The following is a 13330-nucleotide window of genomic DNA, read 5'->3' on the forward strand; positions in this document are numbered from 1 at the left end:
TGCCTAGTTTGACATCAGAAAAACAGGCGTGAATGAGGCGATATTATTTCTTTGTTTTTGCTTGGAAACAGGTTCCTGAGGCAAAACTGTTCTTGGCGCTGTCCTTCTCTTTTACAGTAGCAATAACCTGCGCTTGATTTTATTTACATGCCAAAAATCAAAAAAATAAAGAAAATTAAAGTTAACTGTCGATAAAATCACGTAAAAATCGCTCTTTTGAACCGTTACAAACCGCGTCAAGTGAGGTTTCGACCAAAAAAATCGCGACAACTGATTTCTTTTTGTTCATCCATATCAAGAAAGCCTCTTTCAATTCTGAATTTAACATGTTTGTCTTCTATCGAGATTTCGGCGCAGAGCAGCAACAATTCTGCCGCACCGTTTCTTTTCGTGCCGTGGTGTTTCTGACACTACGGCAGAAGGAAGATAGATTTTGGGGATACGATGCCGGAAAACAGGGGTGCGTCTGTTCGATACGAAAACGTTCAAAAGAGTTACGACGGGGAGAGTCTCGTTGTTAAAAACCTGAATCTGGATATTCCATCAGGAGAGTTCCTGACGATGCTTGGGCCATCTGGCTCGGGCAAGACAACTTGCCTGATGATGTTGGCAGGCTTCGAGCCAGCCACCCACGGTGAGATCTTTCTCAATGATGCACCAATCAACAATGTGCCGCCGCACAAACGCGGCATTGGCATGGTGTTTCAGAATTATGCCTTGTTCCCGCACATGACGGTGGCTGAAAACCTCGCCTTCCCGCTTCAGGTTCGCAAAATGAACAAGTCGGAGCAGGCAGAGAAGGTCAAACGCGCCCTCGAAATGGTTGAACTTGGCGACTTCGGCAACCGCCGTCCGGCACAACTGTCGGGTGGTCAGCAACAGCGTGTGGCCGTGGCACGTGCGCTCGTGTTCGATCCTGAGCTGGTGCTGATGGATGAGCCCCTCGGCGCGCTCGACAAGCAACTGCGCGAGCAGATGCAATATGAGATCAAGCACATCCACGAAAATCTCGGCGTCACGGTGGTCTATGTCACACATGACCAGACGGAAGCCTTGACCATGTCGGACCGCGTTGCCGTGTTCAATGACGGCATCATCCAGCAGCTCTCGACACCGGATGACCTCTATGAGGATCCGCAGAACTCCTTCGTGGCGCAGTTCATTGGCGAGAACAACAAGCTCAACGGCAAGGTTGTCGATGTCCGCGGCAAGGAATGTCTGGTGGAGCTTGATGACGGCACGCAGCTCAAGGCGGACGGCGTCAATATCGGCGGTGTCGGCAGCCAGACCACGCTGTCACTTCGTCCGGAGCGCATCGAGTTTGCCCCGGCCGACAGCATGGACAATCTGGTCAAGGGCCGGGTTGAAGAGCTGATCTATCTCGGCGACCACATTCGCGTTCGCATGAATGTGGCTGGCAACAAGGAATTCATCGTCAAGGTCCGCAATCGCGGCGAGAAACGCCAATTGAAGACCGGCGATGTGGTTCCAATCGGCTGGGCACAGGCCGATTGCAAAGCGCTCGACCTCGTCCTCTGACGGGTCACGGGCTGTACAGCCCGAGCGACTGTCCAGCTCCGTCCTAGGTGGCGCGGAGCATGAGGGGGCATAGCCACCTGAAACGTCCGATTTAAAATAAAACCAAAGGGGAGCGTATTTTATGAAGATGCTCAAGACGACCATTCTGGCCGGTGCTGCACTTGCCCTCACGGCAGGCACATCTCTGGCAAAGGACATGACCATCGTGTCCTGGGGCGGAGCCTATTCCAAGTCGCAGCTCAAGGCTTATCACGAGCCTTACATGAAGGCTCATCCCGACATTAAGATCATCAACGACGAGTCCTCTCCGGAAGCCGTTGCAAAATTGCGCGCCATGAACGAAACCGGCAACATCACCTGGGATCTGGTCGATGTGACGGCGTCCGATGCCATGCGCCTGTGTGACGAAGGTCTTGCCAAGGAAATTGATTTCGACAAGCTGCTTGCCAAGGCCCCTGACGGCACCAAGCCGACGAAGGACTTTGGCGACCTGATTGTTTCGGATTGCTTCATTCCGCAGATCGTCTACTCCATCACGTGGGCATACCGGACCGACATTGACGCCTGGAATGGTGAAACACCGTCCAAAATCTGTGATGTCTTCGATCTGAAGAAGTTCCCGGGCAAGCGCGGCATGCAGAAACGCCCGATCTACAACATGGAATGGGCGCTGTATTGCGACGGCGTGCCGAAGGACAAGATCTACGACACCTTGAGCACCAAGGAAGGCCAGGATCGCGCGTTCAAGAAGCTCGGCACCATCAAGGACAATGTGATCTGGTGGTCGTCCGCAGCTGAAGCCGTTCAGCTTCTGGCCGACAAGGAAGTTGTCATGGCCGACAGCTACAACGGTCGCTTCTTCTCGATGATTGTCGAGCAGCACCAGCCGGTGAAGATGCTCTGGGACGGTCAGATCTTCGACATCGACGGTTGGATCATTCCGAAGGGTCTGCCCAAGGATCGCCTGAAAATGGTCGAGAACTACGTCAAGTTCGCCACCGACACGCAGCGTCTTGCTGATCAGGCCAAGTACATTGCTTATGGCCCGGCCCGTGCCTCGTCGCAGCCGCTCGTTGGCAAGTCCAAGGAACTCGGCGTCGACATGAAGCCTTATATGCCGACCGCGCCTGCAAACTCCAAGAACGTCATCACCTACGATTACGAGTGGTGGGCTGATTACCGTGACGATCTGAATGCCAAGTTCCAGGCTTGGCTGACGAAGTCCAACTAAGCGTTTGAAGACCGCGGCCCCGTGCCGCGGTCGCTCAACTCTGTTGGATGGCGGCAGCGCGCTGGTCTGCCATCCACTCCTCACTTCTTGAAACACGAAAAGAAACGGGTTCATGAGCGAGACAACGTCCACGCCAGAACTGACCACATCCGATGGCAAGCCCCTCAAGGCCAGCCTCGCGCGCGCCCTGCGCCGTCAAAAGTTGCGCGCCATGGTTCTCATTGCGCCACTGCTCATCTTCATTCTGCTGACTTTCATGGCTCCGATTGCGGACATGCTGTTCCGCTCCGTCGAGAATGAAATCGTGCCGAATACATTGCCACGCACCGTCATCGCCCTCGACAAGTGGGATCCTGACAGCGGCAAATTGCCCGGCGAAAACATCTATGAGGCGATGCAATACGATCTAACGATCGCCGCCGAATACAAGACCAACACACGCCTTGGGTCGCGCCTCAATTACGAGCGCACCGGCATGTCGTCGATGTTCCGTCGCACCGGGCGACACGTCGATGATTTTGGGGAAACCTATACTGATCAGTTTGTCGCCTTGAACGATGCTCTGGGAAAAGCCTGAGACCTGGGTCAACCTGATGGCCTCTCCCAAGTGGATTTCGGCCCATACTGAATGGGCGCGCGAGGCCGCTGCCGCAGACACCAATAATCAGGACTTCACCAAGCCGGAGCCAGCCTTCAAACTCAATGACGCTGTGCAAAAGGTCCTGCCCCAGACATCTGATCTTTATGGCGCGTTTGCCAAATACGAACAGACAGAGCGGCAGGACAGCCCTGCCGAAAAACAGCCTTGGAATGCGGTCTACAGCGCCTTTTACAATGACTTGAAGGCAAATCCGGATGCGGCCTCTGCCTTTACTGGTGACACGGCCGCACTCGTCAAGGCCGCAAGCTCGGCTGCACCATCCTTTGAAACCGTGTCGATCAAGAAGCTGTTCATCAAGCGTGACCGCTCCTGGGGCAATCCGGATATCTGGGCGACGATCCGCACCTTCTCGCCGGCCTACACCTCCGGCTACTTTCTGTCGGCGGTTGATGCCGAGTTGACGCCGGATGGTGTTCAGATGAAACCGGACGATCAGCAGATCTATATTCTGCTGTTCAAGCGTACCATCATGCTGTCTTTGCTCATCACCTGTCTGGCAGCAGTGCTCGGGTATCCCGTGGCTTTTCTTCTGGCCAACCTGCCGCTGCGCACCTCCAACCTCTTGATGATCTTCGTGCTGCTGCCATTCTGGACGTCGTTGCTGGTGCGAACCTCCGCCTGGAAGGTGCTCTTGCAACAACAAGGGGTCATCAACGACGTGCTGGTGTGGATGGGCCTGGTCTCCGACACGCATCGGCTGATCATGATCAACAACCAGATGGGCACCATCATTGCGATGACGCATATTCTGCTGCCTTTCATGATCCTGCCGCTCTACTCGGTGATGAAGACCATCTCGCCTACTTACGTGCGGGCTGCAAAAAGCCTTGGTGCAACAGATTGGACGGCGTTCTGGCGGGTCTATTTCCCGCAAACGGTGCCCGGCATCGGCGCCGGTGCCGTGCTCTGTTTCATCCTGTCCATCGGCTACTACATCACGCCGGAGCTGGTCGGCGGCACGTCGGGCATCTTCATCTCCAACCGCATCGCCTATCACATTTCCAGTTCGCTGAACTGGGGACTGGCCGCGGCTCTGGGCACTATCCTGCTGGCCATCGTCCTGATCATGTTCCTGATCTATGACCGCCTTGTGGGCATCGATAACGTGAAGCTCGGCTAGGAGGTGAACTCATGAGCGCTCTACCCCCTTATGCATCCACTGGACAACGCGTCTGGCACTACAGCTTCCGCTTCCTGTGCGCGTTGATCTTCCTGTTCCTGATCATCCCGATCATTGTGATCATTCCGTTGAGCTTCAACGCCGAGAACTTCTTCACGTTCACGCCGAAGATGCTGGCGCTGGATCCCTCGGGCTATTCGCTGAAACACTATGTGGATTTCTTCACCAATCCGGATTGGCAGCAGGCGCTGAAGAACTCCTTCATGATCGCGCCAGTGGCCACGCTGATTGCCACGACATTGGGAACGGTTGCAGCGATCGGTCTGTCGCAACGGCATGTGCCCTATCGCTCGGCAATCATGGCAATACTGATCTCGCCAATGGTGGTGCCGCTGATTATCTCGGCCGCCGGGATGTATTTCTTCTATTCCCGCATTGGCCTTCAGGGCACCTATTGGGGGGTCGTTCTGGCGCATGCAGCTTTGGGCACGCCCTTTGTCATCATCACGGTGACGGCCACTTTGGTCGGCTTTGACGAATCACTTGTGCGGGCGTCTCAGAACCTGGGTGCCAGCCCGATAAAGACCTTCTTCAAGGTACAGATGCCGCTGATCATCCCCGGAGTTGTCTCTGGTGGACTGTTCGCCTTCATCACGTCTTTCGATGAAGTCGTCGTGGTGCTGTTTCTCGGTTCGGCCAGCCAGAAGACGCTGCCCTGGCAGATGTTCACAGGCCTGCGAGAACAGATCTCGCCCACCATTCTGGCGGTGGCCTCGATCATGGTCGGCCTCTCGATCATTCTACTGACAGTTCTCGAAGTGCTGCGACGACGCAGCGAGCGCATGCGCGGTCTGACACCCGGTTAAGGCAGCGGCCGACAGCCAACCACGGCAAAACCAAACCGAACACGATGGCCGGGGAACCAATTCTCCGGCCATCCGTTTATTCAGAGAATTCGTGTGCCCCTCGCCTTGCCTCCCACACGCATATGCGTGGTCTCACGCACTCTTGCGCGGCAAGTCGGTCTGGCACATCAAACAGGTATGACGGACGTGAGAGGCAACTGATCCTATGTGTGGCATTTGCGGCGAAGTGGTTTTTGGCGACGATCTTGCAAGCACGGCAAGGGTCGACAAAATGGCAAAGGCTATGGAGGCACGCGGACCAGATGGCATGGGAGTCACCATGCAGGGCCGGATTGCCTTCGGTCACCGCCGCCTGAAGATCATTGATCTGTCGGAAAAGGGTGCACAGCCCATGACAGACCCGGACCTGGGCCTCACCCTCGTCTTCAATGGCTGCATCTACAACTATCAGGATTTACGCCTTGAACTGATCTCCAAAGGCTATCAGTTCGCCTCGACGTCCGACACAGAAGTCATCCTGAAAGCCTGTAGTCTGCTTAGGGGCCTGCGTGCTTCGAGCGGTTTCAGGGTATGTTTGCCGTCGCCATTTACGAACATGACTCCGGCAGACTGCACCTATGGCGCGGGATCGCTTCGGCATCAAACCGATGTATTTCGCAGAGCGCGATGGACGACTGGCCTTTGCCTCCGCCTTGCCTGCGCTTCTGGCCGGCGGCAACATCGACACCTCAATCGATAAGGTGGCGCTTAATCATTACATGTCCCGGCATGCGGTAGTCCCTGCCCCGCGCACCATGCTGAATGGTGTGCGCAAACTACCGCCCGCGACCATGCGCACTTACGAGAAAGACGGTTCTTTCACCGAGACGACCTATTGGGAGCCACGCTTCGAAAAATCTAGCGAGGACTTCAACCGCTCTGCCGATGACTGGCGCGACATGGTTCTGGAAAGTCTGCGCAAGGCTGTGCGCCGCCGCATGGTAGCCGATGTTCCTGTTGGAGTGTTGTTGTCGGGCGGGGTCGACTCCAGCCTGATCGTCGGCCTTCTGGCTGAAGAGGGTCAAAAGGATCTGGCGACCTTCTCCATCGGCTTTGAGGAAGCCAACGGCGAAAAGGGCGATGAATTTCAATATTCTGATCTGATCGCAAAGCATTACGACACCAATCATCATCAGATTTTCATTCCCTCGTCGGAATTGCAGGAGAACCTGCCACTCGCGATTGGTGCCATGTCCGAGCCGATGGTCTCTTATGACAATATCGGTTTCTTCCTGCTGTCACGCGAAGTTTCCAAGCACATCAAGGTCGTTCAATCCGGCTAAGGGCGCCGACGAAGTTTTTGCAGGCTATCATTGGTATCCCAAGATGCAGGGGTCCAACGCACCAGCGGCCGACTATGCCAATGCGTTCTTTGACCGCACAGATGCCCAGATGCGCGAAGCCATCAGCCCCGACTATGCCTGCGACCGGGATGAAAGCCTGGCCTTCGTCGAGAGCCATTTTGCACACAGTGGCGCCAGCGATCCGGTCGACAAGGCGCTACGTCTCGACACAAACGTCATGTTGGTGGACGATCCGGTCAAACGGGTCGACAATCATTCCATGGCTTGGGGTCTTGAAGCACGTGTGCCTTTCCTCGATCATGAACTGGTCGAACTGGCGGGACGCATTCCGGCCGAGCACAAGCTGGCCCACGGTGGCAAGGGCGTTCTGAAAGAGGCTGCTCGGCTGGTGGTGCCATCCGCCGTCATCGACCGGCCCAAGGGATATTTTCCCGTTCCAGCGCTGAAATACATTCAGGGCAGTTACCTGAACATGGTGCGCGACACGCTGACCAACGACAAGGCGAAGTCACGCGGCCTTTTTCAGGAAAGCTATCTGAACAAGCTCTTCGCCAACCCGACCGAGCACATCACCAAGTTGCGCGGGTCGGAATTGTGGCAGGTCGCCCTGCTTGAAATGTGGTTGCAGGCACAGGAGATCTAGCTCCATGAATGAGACCGATCAGTTTCGCCAGAAAAATGCCTACAGTCGTCGACTCAAACGGATGCGCGATGAAGGGCTGAAACCCAGCTACAAGCGCGAGATGCCAAGCGAAGAACAGCAGAACTGCGTCTATGATTGCGGCTGGGGCCGACTGATTTTCGGCAATACGTTTCAGGATCCCCGCGCCTTGGTCGATGCTTTGAGCGAGGAGCAGCCTGACCGTCGCGACATCGCTTTTTACGTGCGCGATCCGCACGTGATCCTGAACTCTGCGCCACAGGAAATCTTCCTCGATCCTTCGCATACCTTCCGCGTCAATCTGGCCACCTATCGCCCGGCGCGCAATCAGCGCAGAGGCTTTACCGTGCGGCGACTGGCCTCGCGTCAGGATGCCGAGGCGATCAATATTCTCTACACCTCGCGCAACATGGTGCCCGTGCCGCTTGATTTTTTCTGGCACCGGATGGATCCACGGACGATCACCATTTATGTGGCTGAAGAAGAAGAAACCGGCACCGTCGTTGGCACTGTGATGGGCATCAACCACAAGGTCGCCACCCACGGGGCCGATGAAGGCAGTTCGCTGTGGTGCCTCGCGGTGTCTCCCACAGGCACGCTTTCCCGGTGTCGGCGAAGCGTTGGTCCGTCGTCTGGCCGAGAACTTCAAGGCCAAGGGCCTGCCCTCGATGGATCTGTCGGTGATGCATGACAACGGTCAAGCCATCGCACTTTACGAAAAGCTGGGCTTTGAGCGGGTGCCGTTTTTCACCCTCAAGCGCAAGAACACCTTCAATGAAGCGCTTTACACTGGAACATCGACCGGCGAAGAGAAACTCAACCCCTACGCGGGACTGATCGTCAAGGAAGCCCATCGGCGCGGCATTCGCACCGAGATCACCGATGCCGAAGGCGGTTTCTTTCGCCTCAGCTATGGCGGGCGCATGGTGCATTGTCGTGAATCTCTGACCGATTTCACCTCAGCTGTTGCCATGTCGATCTGCGCCGACAAAGCCGTCACCCACCGGGTCGTCGGCAAGGCCGGATTGGTGCTTCCCGCGCAGATGATGGCAGGTGATGCAGCAGCAACGAAAGAGTTTCTCGACCATTATGGCTCTGTCGTCGTCAAGCCTGCCAATGGAGAACAGGGCAAGGGCATTTCCATCGGCGTGACCACGATCGAGGATCTGACCGACGCCATCGCAGCCGCGCGCAAGTTTTGCAATGATGTGGTGATCGAGGAATGTGTCGAGGGGCTCGACATGCGTCTGGTCGTCATCGACTACAAGGTGGTCGCCGTCGCCATTCGCAAGCCGGCTGAGATCATCGGCAATGGCAAATTGAGCGTCCGTGAGCTGATTGAAAGCCAGTCTCGGCGTCGGGCCGCGGCCACGGGAGGCGAATCGCGCATTCCCTTGGATGAAGAAACCGAGCGCTGTGTTGCGTCGCACGGCCTGACCTACGATGATGTGCTGGAACAGGGCCGAACTGTTACGGTACGCAAGACGGCCAATCTCCACACCGGCGGCACGATTCATGATGTCACGGCTGAAACGCACTACAGCTTGATTGATGCGGCCATTCGCGCGGCAAAAGCCATTGAGATTCCGGTAACGGGGATCGATCTCATGGTGAAACACCAGCGTGAATCAGAGTATTGGTTCATCGAGGCAAACGAACGCCCTGGTCTGGCCAATCACGAACCGCAGCCAACGGCCGAGCGTTTCATCGACTTTCTCTTCCCCCTGTCCATCCCCGGATCTGTCAGGGAAGCTATTCACCGGAAGGACATATGACCATACTCGCGATTGACGTCGACTACCTTGGCAAAGACCCTGAAGGATCTCTTCGAGATCCCCAGCCCGACCGGCTTTACGGATGAGATCGTCCGCTACGTGTCGGGAGAACTGAACCGGCTTGGCGTCTTTTACGAGCTCACCCGTCGCGGTGCGATCCGCGCCCGTCTTGCGGGTGGGTCAACACGCCCGGCCCGCGCCTTCGTCTCGCATCTTGATACGCTCGGCGCACAGATCAAGCGGTTGAAGGACAATGGTCGGCTTGAGCTTGTGCCCATCGGCACCTGTGTCCGCGCGCTTCGCTGAAGGGGCGCGTGTCTCCATTTTTTCCGAAAGTGGCAGCTACACCGGCACCATCCTGCCGTTGAAGGCATCTGGCCACACCTTCAACGATGACGTCGACACATTGCCCATCGGCTGGGAATATTGCGAATTGCGCGTTGATGCCTACGCACGCAAGGGCGACGACCTGCACAAACTCGGTATCGAGGTTGGCGATATTGTCGCCGTACATCCGCAACCAGAGTTCCTGGACAATGGCTTTATCGTTTCGCGGCACCTCGACAACAAGGCCGGTGTCGCCGTCATGCTGACGGCTTTGAAAGCGTTCATCGACAATGACATCGTTCCGACTGTCGACCTGTTCTGGCTGTTCACCATTGCCGAGGAGACCGGCCACGGTGCCTCCTCCATTCTGACGCCGGACATTGCCTCGCTGATTGCCATCGACAACGGCACCTCCGCGCCCGGCCAGTCTTCCGAGGAATTCGGCGTCACAGTGGCCATGGGCGACCAGACCGGGCCATTCGACTATCATCTGACCCGGAAGATCGTCTCTCTGTGCAAGGAAAATGCTATCAAGCACCAGAAGGACGTGTTTCGCTACTACCGTTCGGATGCCGCCTCTGCCGTGGAAGCCGGGGCCGACGTGCGCACCGCCTTGATCACCTTTGGCGTTGACGCCAGCCATGGCTATGAGCGGGTCCATATGCACGCCCTCCGCTCACTGGCCGAACTGGTGACGGCCTATGGCGACAGCCCGGTTGAGATCAGCCGCGATGCCCGCGAGTTCGCCGATCTGTCCGGCTTCACCACGCAGCCGCACGAAGATGCGGAACAAAAGCTGACCCCGGAAACCAAAAAGCTTTCGGAAGAAGAAATCCTGTTGGCCGCCGAAAACGAAGCCTGAGGCACAGTCTTTTCACCTGCCTGCTCGCGACTTACTGAAAAACCGTCCTGCCCTGCCCCAGCGGCGGGGCAGGACGGTTTGAAATTACTGGCAAACCTGTCAGGGGTTGCTTTAAGATCTTTTTCAAACAATCCGCTCAGGATCGTCAGAATTTACTCAGGCTGGACCTCCCCCAAACGTGTTTTCCGTTCCGGCAGGGTCAAAGCTCATCTCAGCTCATATAACGGCAGGCCATATTTCATGAAACGCGCAATAGTCTTTGGCGGTGCGGGGTTTATCGGGACCCATCTCTTGAGCGCTCTGGTCGAGAGTGGCGGCTATGACCGTCTGATCTGCGCCGACATTGCAAAGCCGGAAACGCCGCTGGAGGGTGTTGACTACATCTATGCCGATGTGCGCCAGACCATCCCGGACATCCTTGGTGAAGGTGTCAGCGAAATCTTCAATCTGGCGGCGATCCATCGCACGCCCGGTCATCCTATCGAAGACTATTACGCCACCAATGTGGCTGGCGCGACAAACGTGTGCGACTTCGCGCGGCGCGCCAATATACCCTCGATCGTCTTCACCAGCACGGTGGCCGTCTACGGCCCTGACGAGAGCGTCAAGACCGAAGACACTCCCCCAACTCCAACCTCGCATTACGGCTGGTCGAAACTTCTGGCAGAGCGCATTCATGACGCATGGCAGGCAGCAGACCCCGCCCGCCAGCTCGTCGTCACACGGCCCGCTGTCGTGTTTGGCCCCGGCGAAAATGGCAATTTCACTCGGCTGGCAAGCGCCTTGAAGAAACGTATGTTCTTCTTTCCCGGTCGCACCGATACCGTGAAAGGCTGCGGCTACGTGAAGGAACTGGTGCGCAGCATGCGCTTCACTTTGAACCGCAATGCGCCCAAGACGCTCTATAATTTTTGCTATCCGCAGCATTATACCATCGGCGAAATCTGCGAGACCTTTCATACGGCAGCGGATCTGCCCAAGCCCCTTGGCACTGTGCCGCTCTGGCTTCTCAATCTGGCGAGCCTGCCTTTCGAGGCCCTCAACGCAGTCGGCCTGCGCAATGGCATCAACCGGGCACGTATCAAAAAACTTGTTGTTTCAACGAACATCGAACCGCAGTTGCTGCATGACATCGGCTACACCTTTGAAACCGACCTGCAAAGCGCGCTGACCGACTGGAAGGCGTCTGCACCAAGTGGCGAGTTTCGCTGAAAGCCTCATTTGAAGCCTCAGGCAAGCATACGGACATACTGCCGGAAACTTAGAAAACCCGAGCGTTGCCGTACTTGATGTTCGCTCTCATTGAACAGTCCGTTCTTAAACTCCGCCTTTCCTTGCAGTCAGGTAGGTGTCATGTCTTTGTGCAAGGCTGCGCAGTCACTCCGACGCCAGCTTCACTCATACCGACGCTAAGGGCATGAACATGGCAAAAGTACTCGTTCTCTACTACTCCACTTATGGCCACATCGAGCAGATGGCCCAGGCTGCTGCCGAGGGTGCCCGCTCCAAGGGCGCTGAAGTCGATGTGAAGCGCGTTCCTGAAACCGTTTCGGACGAAGTTGCACAGGCCGCTTACTTCAAGCTGGATCAGGCTGCTCCAATCGCAACGGTTGACGACCTGACCAACTATGACGCCATCATCGTCGGTGCACCGACCCGCTTCGGTCGTATGCCAGCACAAATGGCCGCATTCTGGGACGCAGCCGGTCCGCTTTGGGCAACAGGCGCCCTGAATGGCAAGGTCGGCGGTGCATTTACCTCGACTGCAAGCCAGCATGGCGGCAACGAAACCACGCTGTTCTCGCTTATCACCATGATGATGCACTTCGGCCTGACCATCGTTGGCCTGCCTTATTCTTTCCAGGGTCAGCTCAAGCTTGACGAAGTCACTGGGGGTTCACCTTACGGCGCAACGACAATTGCTGCTGGCGACGGATCGCGTCAGCCGAGCGAAAACGAACTGGATGGCGCCAAATTCCAGGGTGCTTTGATCGCAGAAACCGCTGCAAAGCTGCACGGTTGATCCTCAATCAGATCACTGATCTGCAGAGATCTGAAAGGCGGCCCCCACCGGTGCCGCCTTTTCTACGGCATTTTAAAAAATGAAAACCTGCACCAAAATCTTGATCGCGATCAGGATCAGCAGGAACAGAATGATCCGGTTGAAGGTGTCAGACGACCAGCGCCGTGCCACCAGGCCGCCAAGCGGCATACAGGCGAGGATCATTGCAGTTGCCATCAATCCGATCAGAAAACGCTCCCCCGTCATCATGTCCAGAGCCACCATGCGCTCCACTTGGCTCAGAGACATCACCGCAAAAAAGCAGGAAATCGTGCCTATCATGGCGGCACGCGGCAATGACAGCGCATTCATGAAGGTTAGCGACGCCGGTGCGGAAATACCGGTCGCGCCCTGCATCACCCCGCCAATGATGCCAACCGGCCCGGCCAGTCGGACTGCTTTGTCATAGGACAGTACCCAATGGGGCCGACTGAAGCGAAACGCCGCATAAACCAGAATGGTTACGGCCATCACCACCAACAGAAAATCCTGCGGCAAACCCTTCAAGAGCAGTGTTCCAATGACAGCGCCAATCGCGCCACCACCTGAAAACAACAACACGAAGGGCTAAGGCCATAAGAGACTTGCGGAATCGCCAGACTTGAAAACTGTTCGTCAGCAGACTGGGAACCGCCATGATAACCACCGCAAATTCCAAACTGAAAAGCGATGCCAGAACCGGGATTGCAATGAGTGGCGCGCCCGCGCCTGTCATACCCTTCAAGAAACCGCCGATGCCACAGGCCAGCAGCGCAAGACAGAGTGACAGCACATCAATATGAAACACGAAACCTCCGGGCACTTTGCAGATCGCAGCGCCTGACGTCAGACAAAGGGAAAGAAACCTTATCGTTCAATATCCTATGACGCTGAACGAGACAAA

The 13330-nt window shown here is 56.3% G+C and carries 9 protein-coding genes and 3 pseudogenes; 11 read left to right on the forward strand and 1 reads right to left on the reverse strand.

Annotation, left to right across the window (positions count from 1 at the left end; genetic code table 11):
• The first annotated feature begins 444 nt into the window (after nt 1–444).
• The 11 genes and pseudogenes from AC0L7U_RS02360 to wrbA all read left to right on the forward strand — a co-directional run bounded on the left by AC0L7U_RS02360 (nt 445) and on the right by wrbA (nt 12408).
• A complete protein-coding gene (locus tag AC0L7U_RS02360; RefSeq protein ID WP_473693499.1) occupies nt 445–1539 on the forward strand; it encodes an ABC transporter ATP-binding protein in 1095 nt (364 codons plus the stop codon).
• Between the two features lie 121 nt (nt 1540–1660).
• On the forward strand, nt 1661–2770 hold the full coding sequence (locus AC0L7U_RS02365; protein ID WP_473693501.1) for an extracellular solute-binding protein: 1110 nt from the start codon (nt 1661–1663) through the stop codon (nt 2768–2770).
• Between the two features lie 112 nt (nt 2771–2882).
• The gene (locus AC0L7U_RS02370; protein ID WP_473693503.1) at nt 2883–3347 is read left to right on the forward strand and encodes a hypothetical protein; all 465 of its coding nucleotides are present in this window, start codon (nt 2883–2885) and stop codon (nt 3345–3347) included.
• 16 nt (nt 3348–3363) lie between these two features.
• A complete protein-coding gene (locus tag AC0L7U_RS02375) occupies nt 3364–4551 on the forward strand; it encodes an ABC transporter permease (RefSeq protein ID WP_473693505.1) in 1188 nt (395 codons plus the stop codon).
• Between the two features lie 11 nt (nt 4552–4562).
• Nucleotides 4563–5417 carry an ABC transporter permease gene (locus AC0L7U_RS02380; protein ID WP_473693507.1) on the forward strand — a complete coding sequence of 285 codons (855 nt, stop codon included), beginning with the start codon at nt 4563–4565 and terminating at the stop codon, nt 5415–5417.
• A 205-nt stretch (nt 5418–5622) separates the two neighbouring features.
• Nucleotides 5623–7403 (forward strand): annotated as a pseudogene (locus AC0L7U_RS02385) (N-acetylglutaminylglutamine amidotransferase).
• 4 nt (nt 7404–7407) lie between these two features.
• The gene (locus AC0L7U_RS02390; RefSeq protein ID WP_473693509.1) at nt 7408–8112 is read left to right on the forward strand and encodes a hypothetical protein; all 705 of its coding nucleotides are present in this window, start codon (nt 7408–7410) and stop codon (nt 8110–8112) included.
• On the forward strand, nt 8042–9196 hold the full coding sequence (gene ngg / locus AC0L7U_RS02395; RefSeq protein ID WP_473693511.1) for an N-acetylglutaminylglutamine synthetase: 1155 nt from the start codon (nt 8042–8044) through the stop codon (nt 9194–9196). Before AC0L7U_RS02390 ends, ngg begins: the two co-directional genes overlap by 71 nt.
• Nucleotides 9193–10385, forward strand: a pseudogene (locus tag AC0L7U_RS02400) (osmoprotectant NAGGN system M42 family peptidase). Before ngg ends, AC0L7U_RS02400 begins: the two are co-directional and overlap by 4 nt.
• A 240-nt stretch (nt 10386–10625) precedes the next feature.
• Nucleotides 10626–11597: an NAD-dependent epimerase/dehydratase family protein gene (locus AC0L7U_RS02405; RefSeq protein ID WP_473693512.1), complete on the forward strand. Its 972-nt coding sequence runs from the start codon at nt 10626–10628 to the stop codon at nt 11595–11597.
• Nucleotides 11598–11808: 211 nt separating this feature from the next.
• Entirely contained in the window at nt 11809–12408 is a 600-nt protein-coding gene (gene wrbA, locus AC0L7U_RS02410; protein WP_473693514.1) for an NAD(P)H:quinone oxidoreductase, read from the forward strand.
• 72 nt (nt 12409–12480) lie between these two features.
• On the opposite strand, the pseudogene AC0L7U_RS02415 reads toward wrbA, so the two are convergent.
• Nucleotides 12481–13162, reverse strand: a pseudogene (locus AC0L7U_RS02415) (sulfite exporter TauE/SafE family protein).
• Nucleotides 13163–13330: the final 168 nt, after the last annotated feature.

Source organism: Roseibium sp. 10G30-5 (assembly GCF_055809635.1).